Source organism: Microbacterium sp. 71-36 (genome assembly GCF_001898305.1).
Classification (GTDB): domain Bacteria; phylum Actinomycetota; class Actinomycetes; order Actinomycetales; family Microbacteriaceae; genus Microbacterium.
In genome coordinates this window covers 60,125-80,195 of sequence record NZ_MKTP01000002.1, presented here as the reverse complement: position 1 = coordinate 80,195, position 20,071 = coordinate 60,125, and the positions used below count along the sequence as shown (strand labels likewise).

At 71.2% G+C, this 20,071-nt stretch carries 13 protein-coding genes; 9 read left to right on the top strand and 4 right to left on the bottom strand.

What is annotated here, in order from left to right:
- The first annotated feature begins 39 nt into the window (after positions 1-39).
- The 3 genes from BGO45_RS09010 (at position 40) to BGO45_RS09000 (ending at position 4,054) form a co-directional block, all read left to right on the top strand.
- Positions 40-393: a Fe-S protein gene (locus BGO45_RS09010; protein WP_292693115.1), complete on the top strand. Its 354-nt coding sequence runs from the start codon at positions 40-42 to the stop codon at positions 391-393.
- 191 nt (positions 394-584) lie between these two features.
- Complete coding sequence (locus BGO45_RS09005) at positions 585-2,036, top strand: MFS transporter (RefSeq protein ID WP_292693113.1); 1,452 nt, start codon at positions 585-587, stop codon at positions 2,034-2,036.
- 137 nt (positions 2,037-2,173) lie between these two features.
- Positions 2,174-4,054, top strand: a complete 1,881-nt coding sequence (locus tag BGO45_RS09000) for an ABC transporter ATP-binding protein (protein ID WP_292693718.1) — start codon at positions 2,174-2,176, stop codon at positions 4,052-4,054.
- 222 nt (positions 4,055-4,276) lie between these two features.
- Here the strand turns inward: BGO45_RS09000 and BGO45_RS08995 are convergent, their stop codons facing one another.
- Positions 4,277-6,163 carry a phosphoenolpyruvate carboxykinase (GTP) gene (locus BGO45_RS08995; protein ID WP_292693110.1) on the bottom strand — a complete coding sequence of 629 codons (1,887 nt, stop codon included), beginning with the start codon at positions 6,161-6,163 and terminating at the stop codon, positions 4,277-4,279.
- A gap of 119 nt (positions 6,164-6,282) precedes the next feature.
- Between BGO45_RS08995 and BGO45_RS08990 the strand changes: the two genes are divergently transcribed.
- A complete protein-coding gene (locus BGO45_RS08990; RefSeq protein WP_076491089.1) occupies positions 6,283-7,722 on the top strand; it encodes an XRE family transcriptional regulator in 1,440 nt (479 codons plus the stop codon).
- Positions 7,723-7,932: 210 nt separating this feature from the next.
- Here the strand turns inward: BGO45_RS08990 and BGO45_RS08985 are convergent, their stop codons facing one another.
- Together BGO45_RS08985 and BGO45_RS08980 are read right to left on the bottom strand one after the other, a co-directional pair.
- Positions 7,933-9,405 carry an NAD-dependent succinate-semialdehyde dehydrogenase gene (locus BGO45_RS08985; protein ID WP_292693105.1) on the bottom strand — a complete coding sequence of 491 codons (1,473 nt, stop codon included), beginning with the start codon at positions 9,403-9,405 and terminating at the stop codon, positions 7,933-7,935.
- A 260-nt stretch (positions 9,406-9,665) separates the two neighbouring features.
- Complete coding sequence (locus BGO45_RS08980; RefSeq protein ID WP_292693102.1) at positions 9,666-11,501, bottom strand: FAD-dependent monooxygenase; 1,836 nt, start codon at positions 11,499-11,501, stop codon at positions 9,666-9,668.
- A gap of 97 nt (positions 11,502-11,598) precedes the next feature.
- Here BGO45_RS08980 and BGO45_RS08975 point away from each other — a divergent pair, with 97 nt between their 5' ends.
- The 3 genes from BGO45_RS08975 (at position 11,599) to BGO45_RS08965 (ending at position 15,494) form a co-directional block, all read left to right on the top strand.
- Positions 11,599-12,303, top strand: a complete 705-nt coding sequence (locus BGO45_RS08975) for a helix-turn-helix domain-containing protein (protein ID WP_292693100.1) — start codon at positions 11,599-11,601, stop codon at positions 12,301-12,303.
- 189 nt (positions 12,304-12,492) lie between these two features.
- Positions 12,493-14,145: a thiamine pyrophosphate-binding protein gene (locus BGO45_RS08970; RefSeq protein WP_292693097.1), complete on the top strand. Its 1,653-nt coding sequence runs from the start codon at positions 12,493-12,495 to the stop codon at positions 14,143-14,145.
- Positions 14,142-15,494 (top strand): FAD-linked oxidase C-terminal domain-containing protein, encoded by a 1,353-nt coding sequence (locus BGO45_RS08965; RefSeq protein ID WP_292693095.1) that lies wholly within the window; start codon positions 14,142-14,144, stop codon positions 15,492-15,494. The genes BGO45_RS08970 and BGO45_RS08965 overlap by 4 nt, the downstream gene beginning before the upstream one ends.
- Before the next feature lie 124 nt (positions 15,495-15,618).
- Here the strand turns inward: BGO45_RS08965 and BGO45_RS08960 are convergent, their stop codons facing one another.
- The gene (locus tag BGO45_RS08960) at positions 15,619-18,597 is read right to left on the bottom strand and encodes a cytochrome P450 (protein ID WP_292693092.1); all 2,979 of its coding nucleotides are present in this window, start codon (positions 18,595-18,597) and stop codon (positions 15,619-15,621) included.
- Between the two features lie 114 nt (positions 18,598-18,711).
- Here BGO45_RS08960 and BGO45_RS08955 point away from each other — a divergent pair, with 114 nt between their 5' ends.
- Positions 18,712-19,632 (top strand): LysR family transcriptional regulator, encoded by a 921-nt coding sequence (locus tag BGO45_RS08955; RefSeq protein WP_292693090.1) that lies wholly within the window; start codon positions 18,712-18,714, stop codon positions 19,630-19,632.
- Positions 19,629-20,027: an HtaA domain-containing protein gene (locus tag BGO45_RS08950; protein ID WP_292693088.1), complete on the top strand. Its 399-nt coding sequence runs from the start codon at positions 19,629-19,631 to the stop codon at positions 20,025-20,027. Before BGO45_RS08955 ends, BGO45_RS08950 begins: the two co-directional genes overlap by 4 nt.
- Positions 20,028-20,071 lie beyond the last annotated feature (44 nt).

Below are 20,071 nucleotides of genomic sequence, written 5' to 3'. Positions count from 1 at the left end.
TGCTGGCGTCCGGGGCGTGGCATCCCTAAGGTGACGGGCATGGAGATCCTGCGCAACGTCGTCATCCTGATCCATCTCGTCGGGTTCGCGCTGCTGTTCGGTGCGTGGGCCGTCGAGGCGGTCTCCCGTCGTGTGCGCGTGACGCCTCTGATGAACTACGCCATCGTGATCTCGCTGGTGACCGGGCTCGCGCTTTCGGCACCCTGGGGGCTGGATCACGACCTCAACTACACGAAGATCGGCATCAAGCTGGTCGTGCTCCTCGTGATCGGCGCGCTTCTCGGCATCGGTTCGGCGCGACAGAAGCGCACCGGCTCGCTCTCCCCCGCGATCTTCTGGCCGGTCGGCATCCTGGCGCTGCTCAACGCCGGACTCGCCGTCATCTGGCACTGACGTCCGCGCGATACCGCACCGTCGGCAGAGCTTTCTCGGCAGGCGCATAGACTGGAGGGTCTGGACCCACACCCGGGTCCTTCCCGGTGCCCCCCGCCGCGCGCCCGGCCACGCACACCTGCCGTGACCGAATCACGCCACCGCTGCGCCCTCACGACGGACGCGATCGCTCGATCTCTCGTCAGGCAGTCATGACCTCCTCCTCCCCCGCCCTCCGCTCTTCGTCGGCGCCCGCCAACCCGCGCTCGCGTGTCATCACCGCGAGCCTCATCGGCACGACGATCGAGTTCTACGACTTCTACGCGTACGCCACCGCGGCCGTCCTCGTCTTCCCGATCCTCTTCTTCCCGACCGGCAACGAGACCACCTCGCTCCTGCTGTCCTTCAGCGTCTTCGGCGCCGCCATGGTCGCGCGTCCCCTCGGAGCCGTCGTCTTCGGCCACTTCGGCGACCGGTTCGGTCGCAAGGCGACGCTCGTGGCATCCCTGCTCACCATGGGTGTCGCGACGTTCCTCATCGGCTGCCTCCCGACCGTCAACGAGATCGGCGTGTGGGCGGCCGTCCTTCTGCTGATCATGCGCCTCGCGCAGGGCTTCGCGCTCGGCGGCGAGTGGTCGGGCGCGGCGCTGGTCGCGACCGAGAACGCCCCGAAGGGCAAGCGCGCCTGGTACGGCACCTTCCCGCAGCTGGGCGCGCCGATCGGCTTCATCATCGCCAACGGCATCTTCCTCATCATCAACTTCGCCCTTCCGCACCCCGACGGCACCGCGCAGCGGTCGGCGGAGTTCCTCGCGTGGGGCTGGCGCGTGCCGTTCCTGTTCTCGGCCGTGATGGTCATCGTCGGCCTGTGGGTGCGCCTGCGCCTGGTCGAGAGCGAGTCGTTCGCGAAGGCCGAGAAGAGCGGCGTGATCCGCAAGTTCCCGCTGGGCGAGGTCATCCGTCGCAACTGGGTGCAGCTGATCCTGGGCACGTTCATCATGCTGGCCACCTACGTGCTCTTCTACCTGATGACGAGCTTCACGCTCTCGTACGGCACCAAGCCGACGCTCGAGGGCGCTGCCGCCGCCGCGGAGAAGGCGGGCACCCCGTTCGACGCGGCCGCATTCGTGCCCGGCCTCGGCTTCGGCTACACCGACTTCGTGATCATGCAGATCATCGGTGTCGTGTTCTTCGGCGTGTTCACGCTGCTGTCGGGTCCTCTCGCCGACCGGTTCGGGCGGAAGCGTCTGCTCATCGGCGTCACGATCGCGATCATCCTGTTCGGCCTGACGTTCTCGTTCTTCCTGCTGCCGCAGGCGGATGCCGGTCTCACCCGCGTCTACGTCCAGGCGTTCCTCATCATCGGGTTCCTGCTCATGGGCACGACGTTCGGGCCGATGGGCGCGGTCCTGCCCGAGCTGTTCCCCACGAACACGCGTTACACCGGCTCGGCGATCTCGTACAACGTGTCGTCGATCCTCGGCGCGGCCCTGGCCCCGATCGTCGCCGTGGCCCTGTGGGCCGCGGGCGGTGGCAACCCGTGGCTCGTGGGCGTGTACCTGTCGGTGATGGGCGTCCTCACCCTGATCGCGGTGTCCCTGTCGCCCGAGACGAAGGACGTCGACTACGACGACAACCTCGCCGCGGGCGCGACCGCGCCGTAACCGGTTCTGCACAGAGCATCGGATGCCACGGGGCCTCGGCTCCGTGGCATCCGTCGTTCCACCGACGAGCAGACGCGTGCTCCGGTGTCGGCGAGGCGGGGTACGGTCGAAGGACCCGTTCTTCTCCCGAGGTGAGCATGTCTCTGTCCGCTCCCGCCCGTGGCCGCCGCGGCCGCCGCACCCCCGAGGGCCCGCGCGCGTCCTTCCGCCAGCTGCTGCCGTTCCTGCTCGAACACAAGGGCACGCTCGTCGTGGTGGCTGTCCTGAGCGTGCTCGGTGCCGGCGCGACGCTGGTCCAGCCGCTCCTCGTCGGCCAGGTCATCTCCCGCGTGCAGGAGTCGGTTCCCCTCGGCGCCCTCGTGTGGCTGCTCATCGGGTTCGTCGTGCTGTCGTCGCTCATCTCCGGCTACCAGCACTATCTGCTGCAGCGCACCGGAACCGCGGTCGTGTACTCGTCGCGACGGCGTCTCATCGCGCGCATCCTGCGTCTGCCGATCAGCGAGTTCGACGCCCGGCGCACGGGCGACCTCGTCTCGCGGGTCGGTACCGACACGACTCTGCTGTACGCGGTCCTCACGCAGGGACTCGCGGATGCCATGGGCAACGCGCTCATCCTCGTCGGGGCAGTCGTGGCGATGGCGTTCATCGACCCGCTGCTGCTCGGCCTCATCGTGCTCGTGCTCGGCGTCTCGATCGGAACGGTGGCGGTCCTGAGCCTGCGTATCCGCGCGGCGTCCGCCGCGCAGCAGGAGAAGGTGGGCGAGCTGGCCTCGGGGGTCGAGCGCGCCGTCGGCTCGATCCGCACCATCCGTGCGTCGGGGGCGACCGAGCGCGAGGTCGAGACGGTCAGTGCGACCGCCACGGAGGCCTATCACGCGGGCGTGCGCATCGCGAAGGTGTCGGCGCTCATCGTCCCCGTGGCCGGGATCGCGCTGCAGGTGTCGCTCCTGGTCGTGCTCGGCGTGGGCGGGTTCCGTGTGGCATCCGGAGCCATCGACGTCGCTTCCCTCGTCACGTTCGTCATCTTCCTCTTCCTGCTCGTCCAGCCCCTGGCCTCGGCGATCGGCGCCATCATGTCGGTCAACCAGGCGCTCGGCGCCCTCGGGCGCATCCAGGAGGTGCTCGACCTCCCGGAGGAGAGCGCGGGCGACCGCCCCGGCACGGCGACCCCCGAACCGGATGCCGCGGCCATCGAGTTCCGCGACGTGCGCTTCCGCTACCCCGACCACGTCGTCAAGGCGCGCGAGGCCGCGGCGGAGGAGGCTCGGTCGGTGCTCGCCCAGGCACACCTCGACCGCGCCACCGACGAGGCCGAGGCCGAAGCGGACGAGACCGCGCGCGACGTGCTGCGCGGTGTGTCGTTCACCGTTCCCCGCGGCGCGCGGGTCGCGCTGGTCGGCCCCTCCGGCGCGGGCAAGAGCACGGTGCTCTCGCTCATCGAGCGGTTCTACGACCCCACCGGCGGGGCGATCCTGGTCGACGGCGTCGATGCGCGCGATCTGTCCCGCGACGACCTGCGCGCCCGCTTCGGATACGTCGAGCAGGACGCCCCCACCCTCGCGGGCACGATCGCCGACAATCTGCGGCTCGCCTCCCCCGAGGCATCCGACGCCGACTGCGAGCGCGTGCTGCGGGCGGTGAACCTGGGCGACGTGCTCGAGCGGAGTGCGCTCGGCGTGGATGCGCCGGTCGGCGAAGACGGGGTGATGCTCTCGGGCGGCGAGCGTCAGCGACTCGCGATCGCCCGGGCGCTGCTGGCCGCTCCCCCGGTGCTGCTGCTCGACGAGTCGACCTCGTCGCTGGACGGGGTCAATGAGCAGCGCATGCGGGAGGCGATCGACGCCGTCGCCACCGGGCGGACGCTGCTGGTCATCGCGCATCGCCTCTCCACCGTCGTCGACAGCGACGTGATCGTGGTGCTCGAGCACGGCCGTGTCGTCGGCCAGGGCACGCACAGCGAGCTCGTGGCATCCGTCCCGCTCTACCGCGACCTGGCGAAGCACCAGCTGCTGGTGTGAGGCACGCGCATCCGCGGCGTTGACTTCGGCCGAACGTACCCGTGATGCCGCCCCGCGCGTACGTTTCCCCGAAGTCAACGGGGGGGGGTGGGAACGCGGAGGGCGGGACTCCCCGCGGGAGGGCGCACGACGACGCCCCTCCCGCGCGCCAAGAGCAGGGAGGGGCGTCGAGTTCGCGCCCGCCCCGCGCCGCAGGGCGACGGGGCGGGCGGGTCTGTGCGGCTACGCGCGCTGCAGGCGGTAGCGGAGGGCGGCCAGCTCGGCCCGGAGGGCGGCCGGGAGGTGGCTGCCGAACGTGTCGAAGAACTCCTCGGTGAGGTCGGCCTCGGCCAGCCACGACTGCGCGTCGACGGCGAAGAGCTCGGCGAGGTCGGCCTCGGGAAGGTCGAGACCCGAGAGGTCGAGGTCGTCGGCGTAGGGCAGGCGTCCGATGGGGCTGTCCACCGCGTCGACCTGACCGTCGACACGGCGGATGATCCAGTCGATCACCCGGGCGTTGTCACCGAAACCGGGCCACAGGAACCGACCGTCGTCGCCCTTGCGGAACCAGTTGACCTGGAAGATGCGCGGCGCGCGGTCGAAGCGGAGCTTCTCACCGACCTTCAGCCAGTGGCCGAAGTAGTCGCCCATGTTGTAACCGCAGAAGGGCAGCATCGCGAACGGGTCGCGGCGCAGCTCGCCGACGGTGCCCTCCTGGGCGGCGGTCTTCTCGCTCGACACCGTCGAACCGAGGAAGACGCCGTGCGACCAGTCCGTGGCCTCGAGCACCAGCGGGACGTTCGTGGCGCGACGTCCGCCGAACAGGATGACATCCAGCGGGACGCCCTCGGGGGTCTCCCAGTCCGGTGCGATCTGCGGGCACTGGGCGGCCGCGACGGTGAAGCGCGAGTTCGGGTGCGCGGCGGGGCGGCCCGACGCCGGCGTCCAATCCTTGCCCTCCCAGTCGATGAGCTGCGGCGGAGCCTCGTCGGTCAGACCCTCCCACCAGACGTCGCCGTCCGGGCGGAGCGCCACGTTGGTGAAGATCGTGTTGCCCCACAGCGTCTCGACCGCGGTCACGTTCGTCGACTCGCCGGTGCCCGGGGCGACGCCGAAGAAGCCGGCTTCGGGGTTGATGGCCCACAGGCGGCCGTCCTCACCCGGGCGGATCCACGTGATGTCGTCGCCGAGGGTCTCGACGCGCCAGCCGGGGATCGTGGGGCGCAGCATCGCGAGGTTGGTCTTGCCGCACGCCGAGGGGAACGCGGCGGCGACGTGGTACGCCTTGCCCTGAGGGTCGATGACGCGGATGAGCAGCATGTGCTCGGCGAGCCAGCCCTCGTCGCGGCCGATGACCGAGGCGATGCGCAGCGCGAAGCACTTCTTCGCCAGGATCGCGTTGCCGCCGTAGCCCGAGCCGAACGACCACACTTCGAGCGTGTCGGGGAAGTGCACGATGTACTTCTCGTCGTTGCAGGGCCACGCGACGTCCGCCTCGCCCGGCGCCAGGGGCGCACCGACGGAGTGCACGGTCTTGACCCACGGCGCACCCGCGGCGATCTGCTCGAGGACCGCGGTGCCGACGCGCGTCATGATGCCGATGGATGCCACGGCGTACGCGCTGTCGGTGATCTGCACGCCGATGTGGCTGAGCGGACCGCCGACGGTTCCCATCGAGAAGGGGACGACGTACATGGTGCGTCCGCGCATCGACCCCTCGAAGACGCCGTTCAGCGTCTCGCGGATCTCGGCCGGGGCGATCCAGTTGTTGGTGGGACCGGCATCCTCTTCGCTCTCGGACGCGATGTAGGTCCGGGACTCGAGCCGCGCGACGTCGCTCGGGTGCGAACGCGCCAGGTACGACCCGGGACGCCACTCGGGGTTGAGCTTGATGAGCTTGCCCTCGTCGACCATTTCGCGCAGCAGTGCGTCGTTCTCGGCCGCGGAGCCGTCGACCCAGTGGATGCGGTCGGGCTGGGTGAGCGCGGCGACCTGGTCGACCCAGGCGGTGAGGGCGGCGAGTCCGGGGCCCTCGACCGAGGGACGGATGCCGCGGCCGGCCTGGGGCTGTCGGACGGCGGGTGCGGTGCGACCGGAGGGGCGTCCGGCGAAGATGTCGGCGAGTGCCATGGGTCGATCTCCTCGATTGAGAGCGAATTCGGTGGTCTTCCTCCACTTTGCGACCCCAGGGCCCGACTTTCGAGTGAATATCGCCACAAGAAGTGCACTTCTTTCGCTATCGTCAAGGAATGGCCTCGTCGCTCGAACTGACCACGCTCGGACACCGCATCCGACACCACCGCCTCGCCCGCGGATACACCCTCGACGAGTTGGGGGCGCTGGTCGGGGTGGCGGGGAGCCAGCTGAGCCTCATCGAGAACGGCAAGCGCGAACCGAAGCTGTCGCTCCTGCAGGAGATCGCGCGCGCGACCGAGACCGAGGTCACCGAGCTGCTCTCGACCGAGCCGCCGAACCGTCGAGCGGCACTCGAGATCGAGCTGGAGCGCGCGCAGTCGAGCCCGTTCTTCCGGCAGCTCGGCATCCCCGCCATCAAAGTGAGCAAGGGCACGAGCGACGAGACCATCGAGGCCGTGCTGGGCCTGCACCGCGAGCTGCAACGTCGTGAGCGCGAGACGATCGCGAGTCCGGAGGAGGCCCGTCGCGCCAACACCGAGCTCCGTCTGCGCATGCGCGCGCTCGACAACCACCTCCCCGACATCGAGAAGCTCGCCGAGAAGCAGCTCAAGGCCGCCGGTCACACCTCGGGCGCGCTCACCCACCGCACCGTGAGCATCATGGCCGAGCAGCTCGGGTTCGAGCTCATCTACGTCGCCGACCTCCCCCACTCCGCGCGGTCGGTCACCGACCTCGAGAACGGACGCATCTACCTGCCGCCGGCATCCATCCCCGGCGGACACGGGCTGCGTTCGATGGCGCTGCAGGCGATGGCCCACCGCCTGCTCGGGCACCGCCCGCCGACCGACTACGCCGACTTCCTGCAGCAGCGGCTCGAGATCAACTACTACGCCGCATGCTGCCTGATGCCGGAGACCAGCTCCGTCGCGTTCCTCGCGCAGGCGAAGAAGGACCGCAACCTCGCCGTCGAGGACTTCCGCGACGCGTTCGGTGTGACGCACGAAGCCGCCGCGATGCGTATGACGAACCTGATGACGGTGCATCTCGGCATCCGTCAGCATTTCCTCCGGGTCGACGGCGACGGGGCGATCTCACGCGTCTACGAGAACGATGGGCTGCCGCTGCCGACCGACGTCACGGGCTCGGTCGAAGGACAGATCGTGTGCAAGAAGTTCTCGGCCCGCGCCGCGTTCGCCGAGCACAACCGCACCACCGAGCACTACCAGTACACCGACACCCCCGCCGGCACGTTCTGGTGCTCCACCCAGACCGGGACGACCTCGGACGGCGACTTCTCCATCACCGTCGGCGTGCCCTTCGACGACGCCCGGTGGTTCCGCGGGCGTGAGACCACGACCCGCGGCGTCTCACGCTGCCCCGACGAGTCGTGCTGCCGCCGCCCCGACTCGGAGGCCGCTGAGCGCTGGTCGGGCAAGGCCTGGCCGAGTGCGCGCGTGCACCGGCACATGTTCTCGCCGCTCCCCCGCGGCATGTTCCCCGGCGTCGACGACGCCGAGGTCTTCGCGTTCCTGGATCGTCACGCCGGCGACTGAGGCGGCCTCCGGCCGGGGGCGCGGCGCCGCTGATCTTCCCGTCCACGTGCCGCGCTCCGGAACAGCCCGCCCAAACCCGCCGCCTGCTCACGCAATACAGGGCCGTCACGCGCGATAGTCCGGAGCCCGGCACACCGCCGTGGGTGGCCCCGAACGACGGATGCCACGGCCCGGGGCTCCGAGGAGCGGCGGGCCGTGGCATCCGGTGTCTCAGGCGTAGGGGTTCGCCGTGAGCGTGTACTTCGTCTGCAGGTACTCGTGGATGCCCTCGTCGCCGCCCTCGCGACCGAGGCCGGACTGCTTCCACCCGCCGAACGGAGCGGCCGCGTTGGAGACGACGCCGACGTTGAGGCCCATCATCCCGGTCTCCAGGCGCTCGATCATGCGCTGGCCGCGCGAGAGCGACTCGGTGAAGACGTAGGACACGAGACCGTACTCGGTGTCGTTGGCGATGCGCACGGCGTCGTCCTCGGTGTCGAACGGGACGATCGCGAGCACCGGTCCGAAGATCTCCTCGCGGAGGATGTCACTGCCCGGCTGCACGTCGGACACGACGGTGGGCTCGAAGAACGTGCCCGGGCCCTCGACGGGCGAACCGCCGGTGGTGACCGTGGCGCCGCGCTCCACGGCATCCCCCACCAGGCTCTTGGCCTTGTCGACCGCGCGGTCGTCGATGAGGGGTCCGATCTGCACGCCGTCCTCGGTGCCCCGGCCGATCTTCATGGCCTGCACGCGCTCGGTGACGCGGCGCGTGAACTCCTCGACGACGCTGCGCTGCACGATGAAACGGTTCGCGGCGGTGCACGCCTGCCCGATGTTGCGGAACTTCGCGAGCATCGCGCCGTCGACCGCCTTGTCGAGGTCGGCGTCCTCGAACACGACGAACGGGGCGTTGCCGCCGAGCTCCATCGAGGTGCGCAGCACCCCGGGAGCCGCCTGCTGCAGCAGCTTCACGCCGACCGGGGTGGACCCGGTGAACGAGAGCTTGCGCAGCCGCGGGTCGGAGATGATGCGCTCCGAGACCGCACCGGTGTTCGTGGTGGTCACGACGTTCACGACACCCGCGGGGACGCCCGCGTCCTGCAGGATCTGGGCGAAGAACAGCGTCGTCAGCGGCGTGAGCGTCGCGGGCTTGATGACCACGGTGCAGCCGGCGGCGAGCGCGGGCGCGATCTTGCGGGTCGCCATCGCGAGCGGGAAGTTCCACGGCGTGATCAGGTAGCACGGGCCGACCGGGTGCTGCGTGACGATCATGCGACCGGTGCCCTCGGGGTTCGCGCCGTAGCGACCCTGGGTGTGGGCGGTGACCTCGCTGAACCAGCGCAGGAACTCGCCGCCGTACGCGACCTCGCCGCGCGCCTCGGCCAGGGGCTTGCCCATCTCGAGGGTCATCAGCAGCGCGACGTCCTCCTTGCGCTCCTGCAGGAGATCGAACGCGCGGCGGAGGATCTCGGCACGCTCGCGGTCGGGCGTCGCCGCCCACGACGGGAACGCCTCAGCAGCGGCATCCATCGCCGCGACGCCGTCGGCGACGGACGCGTCGGCGATCTCGTGGATGACATCGCCCGTGGCGGGGTCGGAGACCGCGACGGTCTTGCCCCCCTCGGCCGCACGCCACTCGCCGCCGATCAGCAGGCCGGTCGGTACGGATGCCAGCAGCTCGCTCTCGCGGGGGTCGGTCATGGGTCCTCCTGTGTCGGTGCGGGGCGTTCCCGCTCATTCTGGTCAGCGCGGGGCTCCGCGCCGATATACGTGCTGTACAAAGCGAGCCGCAATGTCGCCGCCGTGGACGGGCGAGGGAGGCGGCGGCATCCGCGGCCCGGCGATAAACGCGATCTACGGCGGGAAACGTGACGACGTCCCGTTTCTGCCCGTGGATCGCGTTTATCGCTGTCGGGAGCAGCGGGGGCGGGGCGGGCGGCGGGCGGCGGCGGACGCAGCCGTCAGGCCGGGACCGGGGCGCGCAGGGCGCCGGACAGGAACCGTTCGAGGCCGGCGGGGTCCGTCAGCGGCAGCACGTGGGCGACGTACTGGTCGGGGCGCACCACCACCACCGCGCCGTCGGCTCCGATCCCGCGCTCGGCGAAGATGTCGGCGCTCGTCCACGCCGAGGGCGCGGCGGCGAACACCTTCTCGAGGTCGGTGAGGCCGAGCGGTCCCGACCGCGGCCGGAACAGGTCCGGCACATCCACGACGTCCTCCCACCGCCCCGGGAAGACGACTTTGGCGTCGAACACGGAGTCGGGGTCGGCGCCGGCCGGCGTGAAGCGCTCGACGATCGCGCGTGCGGCGTCCGCCCACGTGCGCAGCGCCGAGCCCTCGGCATCCGCGAAGGCGTAGATCCGCCACCGCCCGTCGGCTCTCGCGTGGTGACCGAGGTGCACGGCGTTGCCGTCGCACACCCGCACGACCTCGACGCTGTGGAACCGCTTGCCCACCGGGAACCCGGATGCCAGATCCTGCGCCGCCGCGTCCGAGACCAGCGCCGACGGCGCGTAGTGCGTGCCGAAGCCCGAGGGGAACTCGGCCGTGGCCAGGTAGTAGGTCGCGAGCTCGTCGGGGTCGGTGATCTCGCCGGGCTTGCGCGCCATGAGCGAGGACCACTCGCGGTCGAAGTCGATGAGCTGCTGAGCGACGGGGCGGCGCTCCTGGTCGTATGTGCGCAGCAGAGCGGCGGATGTCAGACCGGTGAGGACGTGGCCGAGCTTCCAACCGAGGTTGAAGCCGTCCTGCATCGAGACGTTCATGCCCTGACCCGCCTTGGCGCTGTGCGTGTGGCAGGCGTCGCCGGTCAGGAAGACACGGGGGTCGTCGAGATCGTCGACGAACTGGTCGGTGACCCGGTGCCCCACCTCGTAGACGCTGTGCCACGCCACCTGCTTCACGTCGATCGAGTACGGGTGGAGGATCTCGTTCGCCCGCCGGATGACCTCCTCGATCGGGGTCTGCCGCACACGGTGGTCGTCGTCTTCCGCGACCTCACCGAGGTCGATGTACATGCGGCTGAGGTACCCGCCCTCGCGCGGAATGTGCAGGATGTTGCCCGCCGCCGCATTGATCGCGCACTTGATGCGCCAGTCGGGGAAGTCGGTCTCGACGAGCACGTCCATGACGCCCCACGCGTGCCGTGCGGCCGCGCCGACATGCGTGCGGCCGATCGCCTGCCGCACGCCGCTGCGCGCTCCGTCGCAGCCCACCACGTAAGTCGCCCGGACGGTGCGCTCGCCCTCGGCGGTCCGCACGCGCACCTCCACGTCGTCGGCGCGCACCGTGAGGCCGACGAACTCCACGCCGTAGTCGGGGACGATCCGTGCGGGGCCGTTCGCTGCGGACTCGGCGAAGTAGTCGAGCACACGCGCCTGGTTGACGATGAGGTGCGGGAACTCGCTGATCTTGAGGCCGTAGTCCTCGGTTCGGGTGGTGCGGACGATGCGATCGGGGTTCTCGGGGTCGGGCGCCCAGAAGTTCATCCAGCCGATGTTGTACGCCTCGGCGGTGATGCGGTCGGCGAAGCCGAACGCCTGGAACGTCTCGACGCTGCGGGGCTGGATGCCGTCGGCCTGGCCGAGCACGAGGCGCCCGTCGCGCTTCTCGATGAGGCGCGTGGTGAGCTGAGGGAACTGCGACAGCTGGGCGGCCAGCAGCATCCCCGCGGGACCGGAGCCGACGATGAGCACGTCGACCTCATCGGGCAGCGCCGCGGGGCGGTCGACACCCGTGCCGACAGCGGGCTGCACGCGCGGATCCCCCGAGATGTAGCCGTGGTGGTGGAACTGCATCGTCTCTCCTGACTCCGATGTCGGGCTTGCCGGGCGGATCGCGAAGTTCTATATTCGAACACGACGTTCCGCTATCGAACGAGAGGCTAGCCCACCCATGCCCCCGCGGCAAGACGCTCCCCCTGCCTCGCAAACGCTGAGCCGTGGCATCCGGCTCCTCGAAGAGCTCGCCGACGCTCGGGCGCCGCTCACGATCGACGACCTCGCCGCGCGGGTCGGTCTGCACCGCTCGGTCGCGTACCGACTCCTGCGCACGCTCGAGGACCACGGGCTCGTGACGCGCGACGCCGCCGGCGCGGTGCGCCTGGGCACGGGCCTGGCCGCCCTGGCCGCCGGGGTCGCCGCCGATCTCCAGGCCGAAGCCCTGCCCGAACTGACCGCTGCCGCCAACGATCTCGGCATGACCTGCTTCCTCGTCGTGCTCGACCATGACGAGTGCGTGACCCTCACCAGCGTCGAACCGCGGCACGCGGTCACGGCCGTGGCCCAGCGCCCCGGGTCGCGGCATCCGGTCACCCGGGGCGCCCCCGGTCGCGCGATCCTCGCGCAGCTGCCTCCGCGACGGTGGCCCGACGCGGTCGACGCGCGCCTGGCGGCCGAGGTGGCGGAGGCCGCGGAGCGCGGCTGGGCGACGAGCCACGACGAGGTGATCCCGACGCTGCGGGCGGTTGCCGTCCCCCTCCCGGTGCAGGGCCGCGAACCCGCCGCGGTCGCCGCCGTGCACGTCAGCACCGAGGTCGACGACGCGGCGATCGCGGCCCGGCTGGAGGCTGCGGCGAAGGCGATCCGGGGAGCGCTGTAACCGCGCCGCGCCCTGCCCCGCGCCCCGCGCCCCGGCCCCGACACCCACCCCCAGCCCGCGCGATCGTATATGATCACCTCGTCAGGCGCACGAGGTCGTGCGTCGCTGCTCGAAAAAGGGGCACGTAGCGCGAAGGGCGCGAGACACATACGGCATCCATTCCGTTCGTCTCGAAAGGCCACCTTCGCCATGCCCTCCGTCTCCGCCCACGTCGCGCACACCCTCGCCCGCCACCTCCACCACGTCTTCGGGGTGATGGGAAACGGGAACGCGCACTTCCTCGACGTGCTGCACCGCGAGACCGACCTTCCCTTCACCGCGATGCGGCACGAGTCCGGCGGAGTCGTCGCCGCCGACGCCCACTATCGCGCCTCGGGACGTCTCGCCGCCGCGACCGCCACCTACGGCGCGGGCTTCACCAACACCCTCACGGCGCTGGCCGAGTCGGCCCAGGCCCGCATCCCCCTCCTCCTCGTCGTGGGCGACGAGCCCACCTCGGGGCCGCGCCCGTGGGGTGTCGACCAGGTCGCGCTCGCCTCGGCGGTGGGCGTGCGCACCTACACGGTGGGCGACCGGGATGCGACGGCCACCGTCCTCATCGCCCTCGAGCACGCGCTGACCTACCGCGTGCCGGTCGTGCTGGCGATCCCGTACGACGTCGTCACGCGCGAGGCGGGTCCGCTGACGGATGCCGGAACGGTGACGCTGCCCGCCCCGCTCGCGCCGCGCGGACCCGCCTCCGAGGCCGCCCTCGACCGCATCGCCGACGCCCTGGCATCCGCCGAACGTCCGTTCCTGCTCGCCGGTCGCGGGGCGTGGCTCGCGCACGCCGGTGACGCGCTCGGGCGTCTCGCCGAGGCGACCGGCGCGGTCACGGCATCCACCGCTCTCGGGCGGGGGATCTTCCCCGACGCCCGCTACGACCTCGGCGTCACGGGCGGCTTCGGAGCCGAGGGCGCCATGCGGCTCGTGCGCGAGGCCGATGTCGCGGTGGTCTTCGGGGCGGGTCTCAACCAGTTCACGATGCGATTCGGCGAGCTCTTCGCCCCCGACACCGCCGTGTTCCAGATCGACGTCACCGCGACCGCCACCCACGCACAGGTCGGCGGATTCGTGCGAGGGGATGCCGCGATCGCGGCCGAGGCGCTCGTCGAGCGGCTCCGCGCGCGCGGCGCCTCCGCGTCGGGCTGGCGCGAACGCATCGACATCGCACCGCTGCGCGCGCAGGACCCGGGGGACGGCATCGCCCCGGACGGCCGCCTCGATCCCCGCTCCGCCGCCGCGCGGCTCGCGGAGCTGCTGCCGGAGGATCGCGTGGTCGTCTCGGACGGCGGGCACTTCCTCGGCTGGTCGAACATGTACTGGCCCGTCGCCTCCCCCGACCGCGTGATGATGATCGGCACCGCCTACCAGTCGATCGGTCTCGGCTTCCCCTCGGTCGCGGGCGCCATCGCGGCCCGCCCGGAGTCCACCGTCGTGCTCACCACGGGCGACGGCGGCGGGCTCATGGCCATCGCCGATCTCGAGAGCGCCGTGCGCTCCGCCCGCGGACACGGCATCGCCGTCGTGTGGAACGACGCGGCCTACGGCGCCGAAGTCAACCTGTACGGCCTGAAGGGGCTGGCCCGCGAGCCGATGCTCATCCCCGAGGTCGACTTCGCCGCCGTCGCCCGCGGCTTCGGCGCGGAGGGCGTGGTCGTCCGGGAGGTCGCCGATCTCGACGCCGTGGCCGGCTGGACGGCCCGCGACCCCGAGGACCGTCCGTTCCTGCTGCTCGACCTGCGCATCAGCGGCGACGTGATCGCGCCGTACCAGCGCGAGATCATCAAGGTGAACTCGTGAGCGCCGTCGACCTCGACGAGCTCCGCACCGCGCTCGGCGAGCGCCTTCTCGAGGATGCCGACAGCCTCGCCGCTTACGCCGGCGACAGCTCGCGTGCGCAGCCGGAGGGGCTTCCGATCGCCGTGGCGCGGGCGACCTCGACCGACGACGTGTCCACGGCCCTGGCGTGGGCGAACGCCCGTGGCATCCGGGTCTCCGTCCGCGGAGCGGGCACGGGTCTCTCGGGCGGCGCCGTCGCGTACCCCGGCGGCCTGGTCATCTCCCTCGAGGCGATGAACCGCATCCTCGACATCGACGTCGACAACCGTCTCGCCGACGTCGAGGCCGGGGTCGTGACCGCCGACCTGGATGCCGCCGCCCTCGCGCGAGGCCTGTTCTTCCCACCCGATCCGGCGAGCGCGCAGTGGTCGACGATCGGCGGCAACATCGCGACGAACGCCGGGGGGCTGCGCTGCATCGCGCACGGGGTGACGACCGACGTCGTCGCCGCGCTCGAAATAGTGCTCGCCGACGGCCGGGTCATGCGCACCGGTGCCCGCACGCGCAAGAACACCACCGGCTACGACCTCACGAGCCTGTTCACGGGCTCCGAGGGGACGCTCGGCGTCATCACGGCGGCGACCGTCCGCCTGAAGCCGGTGCCGCCGGGGAAGCCGCGCACGTTCCGCGCGAGCTTCGACGACATCGAGGAGGCCGGACGCGCGGTCACGGCGATCGTCTCGGGGCCGGCCGCGCCCGAGGTGCTCGAGCTCATCGACGCGCGCAGCGTCGAGATCATCGAGGCGTTCCACCCCAGCGGTCTCCCCTCGCCCGGCGCCGCGATGCTCGTCGGGCAGACGGTGGGCCTCGCCGCCAAGGAGACGGCCGAGGCCATCGCGCAGATCTGCCGTCGCCACGGCGCCGTCGAGACCGAGATCTCGGACTCCGACAGCCTGCTCGAAGCGCGCCGGCTCGCGAACCCCGCGCTCACCGCCCAGGGGCTCCGCGTCTCGTGCGACGTGGGTGTGCCGGTGGCGCAGCTCGCGACGGTGTTCCGCGGCATCGGCGAGCTCACGGTGCGCCACGGTCGCCGTATCGCTGTGGTCGCGCACGCCGGCGACGGCAACCTGCACCCCACGGTCGAGGCGGGCGAGACGCCCGAGGAGTACGCCGCCGCCGAACGGGTCATCGACGACATCACGCGCCTCGCCCTGTCGCTGGGCGGGACGATCTCCGGCGAGCACGGCATCGGCTCGGTCAAGCGTCACGAACTCCCCTGGCAGCAGGATGCCGCCGCCCTCGACGTGCAACGCGCGATCAAGGCCGCGCTCGACCCCCGTGGCATCCTGACCCCGGGTCGGGCGATCTGACGCCCACCAGCCGCCCTCCCCGGGCCGGACTCCGGAGAAACCGCACGTTCCACCCGCTGGGCCCCAGGTTCAGCCCGCGCGAGCACGGAATCTCCGGAGTTCGGCGCGCGCACGCCGGTGCGCGTCAGCCCCGGCGGACCACGGCATCCCGGGTGAGCATCTCGGCCACCACGCCGTCGGCCCACTCCCGCGCAACTTCGGTGGCCTCCACGGGGCCGCCGGCGTCGTGGCGGCCGTACTCGCCCACCCGCTGCGCGCCGCACGCCGTAAGAGCCTCGTCGAGGAGCTCGCTGCCGCGCGAGTATGTCTTGGTGTAACTGCGGTCACCGAGGCCGAGCACCCCGTAGCGCAGCCGGGAGAGGTCCGGCCGGTCACTCACCAGCGCGCGGTATGTCTCGCGCACGGTGGTCGGCAGTTCGCCGTCCCCATAGGTCGAGCACACCACGAGATGCGAGCGGCCGGCGTCGATCTCCGTCGGGTCGAGGTCCGCCAGGTCTCTGACCTCGACATGCGCGCGATCCGCGAGGTGACGTGCGAGGTCCTCGGCGACGAGTTCGGCATTGCCGGACTCCGTGCCGAACAGGATCGTCAGCGCGATCCCCCCGTCCGCGGCACCCGGGATCCGCTCCGCCTCGACGTCGGGGAGCACGATCGACGGGTCGCCCGCCGTGGCGAACAGCTCGTCGAGCGAGGTGAGCTTCGCGCGCACCCGCCCGGGCGGCGCGGCGAGCGTCTCGCGGGCATCGATGCGCCGCCAGCCGCCGAAGTCGATCGCCCCGGACAGATCGCCGAGGGCGCCGATGCCGGGCGATCCGATCCGCAGCGCCCCGGAGCTGAGGTCGTCGGCGAGCAGACGCGCCAGGGTGCGGGAGTCGGTGCGCTGGTCGGGGATCGTGCCGCGCGGACCTCGGCGCAGCCAGCCCGCGACATAGAGTCCCGGCTCGATCCGCCCGTCGGGGTGCGCCCCCGCCTCGGCGAGCGAGCGGGCGTCGCCCCGGAAGCCGATCGCGGTGACGACGTCGTCGGCCTCGATCTCGACGCTGTCCCCGTCGACGTCGAGGACGACCGCCGTCACGCGATCCTCTCCGGCGATGCGCGTCGGGCGCGAACCGAACCACCAGTGGACGCGCACACGGGCGTCCTCGGTATCCGTCAGCCCCCGCACCGCGTCGACCCGGGCGTCCTTCCCGGGCTCCACCGCGTCGATACGGGCACCGTGGACGACGTGCGCGACGCCATCGAGCCCGGCGAGTTCGCGGAGCATCACGGGGTCGAACTTGGCGTTCCCGGGGGCGGACCGACCGATGACGTGGAGGGTGCGCACCCGCCCGGCCAACCGCGCGTGGACCGCGTCGTCGATGTCGCTGCCGTCGAGATCGGCCGCGGTCCGACTGAGCAGACGCACGACGTCGAGGGCGACGTTCCCCTGCCCGACGACCACGACCCGCTCGCCGAGGATCGGGACGTCGGATGCCTCGGCGGGATGGCCGTTGAGCGCGCGGGTGATGCGTCCCGCCCCGACGACGCCGGGCAGATCAGCGCCGTCGACCTCGAGGGGCACGTCGTCGTGCACCCCTGTGGCGAGCACGACCGCGTCGAACGCCGCGCGAAAGCCGGCCAGGTCGACATCGCCGTTCGGACCGAAATCCACACCGCCGTGGAATCGCACACCGCCGTCGGCGAACAGCCGATCGAACTGGCGCGCGACGGACTTCGTGCCCTGGTGGTCGCCCGCGACGCCGTAGCGGACGAGGCCATAGGGAACCGGCATCCGGTCGAACACGTCGATCTCGGCCGAGGGGAACGCTCGGCGGATCGCCTGCGCGGAGAAGCAGCCCGAGGGCCCCGCGCCCACGATGGCCACGCGCAGCGTCGGGCGCGGCGCGACGGCTTCGGGCGGGAGCGGGAGGGATGCCGAGGTGTCCCACGTGACGGGGAGCTCGAGCATGCCGCGGAACACCCACCCGCCGATGACGGCCGGACGCTCGGGGTGCAGATCGACGCCGCGCAGCCGCTCGAAGAGGCGGGGAAGACCGACGGTCGCGACCTCGGCCTTCGCCACCCACGCGCCCAGGCACACGTGCACGCCTTTGCTGAAGGCGAGGTGGGGTTTGACCTCGCGGCGGATGTCGAAGCGGTCCGCCTCGTCCCAGACGGTCTCGTCGCGGTTCGCGGAGAGGATGCAGATGCCGAGCTTGGCCCCCGCCGGAAGCGCGACACCGGCGAGCTCGGTCTCGCGCGTCACCTGGCGGGAGTAGAGCCCGATCGGTGCGATCCAACGGATCGCCTCGTCGAAGACAGTCGGCCACAGGCCGGGGTCGGCCTCGACGGCGCGGCGTTGCTCGGGGTGCGTGAGCAGGGCCCAGGCGGCGACGCCGAGGGCGTCTCGCGGCTCGTTGAGTCCACCGCCGATCGTCATCTTGATGTTCGCGCGGATCTTCTCGATCGGCATCTCGTAGTCGGGGATGCGCAGCAGCGTCGAGATCAGCGAATGGTCGGGGTGGTCGGCGTGCCACCGCAGCATCTCGTCGAGGGCGATGTCGACCTCGTCGAACGAGCGCTGACCCTTGGCCCACACCTCGGGGTCGTCGGCATAGTTGCCGGTGGCGTAGATGAGCGTCTGCGACCAGCGCTGCAGGTCTTCCTGGTGCACGTTGTGGAACCCGAGGATCTCGCGCAGGTTCTCGGCCGCGTAGGGAGCCGCGAAGTCCCAGATCACATCCGCGCCGGGCCCCTTCGCGACCATCTCATCGAGATAGCGGGCGGCGTTGCGCTCGAAGACGTCCGTCCACACGCGCTTGACGACGCCGGGGCGCAGCACCGGCTGCCAGGCCTTGCGCTCCGGGTAGTGCTCGGGGTCGTCGCGCCTCAGCATCGAGTGCCCCATCGCGCGGATCTGCAGCGACCCCTCCTCGTTCGCCGAGAAGGTCTCCTGTTCGAACTCGGTGGTGTGCACCGCCTCGTAGGACGTGATCAGATAGCGACCGACGCTCGGCACCCAGTGCACTCCGCCCTCCGCGCGCAGGCGGTCGTAGATCGGGAACGGGTCGCGGTACAGATCGGGGATGCTCACCCAATCGGCGACGGGCGCGGTACGGCTCATGGCACTTCCTCGTGTCGGATCCGGTCGATGGATGCCACCAGTGTGCGCTCCTCGATACGCTGGCAAAAGCGGTTTTATTCGCCGTTTCACATCGATGGAGTCGAGGTTTACGCGATGGGTCCGGTCCCCGAGTACACCCTGCGACAGCTGGCGTACCTCGTGGCGGTCGCCGAGGCGGGGACGGTCGCCGGCGCCGCGGCGTCGCTGCACATCTCGCCGTCGGCGCTGTCGGACGCCCTCGCCGAGATCGATCGCGCGTTCGGTACACCCCTCACCGTGCGTCGCCGCGCGCGCGGTGTCTCGCTCACCAGCGCCGGGCACCGCGTCGTCGAGCGGGCGCGCGGCCTCCTGATCGACGCGCGCGAACTGGTCGATGATCTGCGCGGGGCGCCGGGAGAACTCGTCGGTCCCCTGACGATCGGGTGCTATCCGACCCTCGCCCCGGTCGTACTGCCGCCCCTGTTGCACGACTTCGGCGGCGCTCACCCCCGTGTCGACCTGCAGGTGCGCGAGGCCACGCACGACCAGTTGGAGGGTCGCCTCGAATCCGGAGAGGTCGACGTCGCGTTCGTGTACGACACCCTGGTGCCCGGCCACCCCCGTCGCGAGACGCTCTACGCCCTGCCCGCCCACGTGCTCGTGAGCGCCGCCGATCCCCTCGCCGCCGCCGACACGGTACGGCTGGAGGAACTGGTCGATCGCGACCTGATCCTGCTCGATGCTCCCCCGTCGAGCGCGCACACGCTGGCGCTGTTCGCCACACGCGGGCTCACCCCGCACATCCGTCATCGCGTGACGAGCTACGAGGCGGTGCGCACCCTGGTCGGGCGCGGGCTGGGGTACGGCATCCTCGTCCAGAGGGTCGCGAACCCCGCGAGCTACGAGGGCTACCCTGTCGTGACGAAGGAGATCTCCCCCACCGTCGAGCCGGTGGGGATCGATGTGATCTGGTCGGCGACGCACGAACCGCCCGAGCGGGTGACCGCCCTCATCGCCTTCGCTCGCACGATCGATTGGGGAGCTGTCGGACGATGACCATCCTGACCTGGGGCATCAAGTCGTCGCTGCGGGCGTACGTGCGCGGCATGCCGGACGGACGCGTCGAGGTGTCGGACGGCGCGGAGGAAGTGGCATCCGGGTTCTCCTTCCCCGGCCACGCGCTGCGCTTCACGGGCGCGGTGACGCTGACCGGGCACAACGGCATGATGCGCGTGCGCATCGCCGATCCGGCGCTCGTCGAGAGCGACGGTGCGTGGACGCTGGAGATCGCCGACCCCGACGACCCCGCGGTGCGGCTGCCCTTCGCCACGGTCGGCTGCTTCGACGGCGCGATTGGCCGCGAACTCGCTCTCACCGAGGACGGCGCCGACCTGTTCTTCGGCCCCTACCGCGCCGGCACACCGCTCGACGACGTCACCGTCGCCCCATGAGCACGGCGAACGGCCGGCACCCCGCGAGGAGCACCGGCCGTTCC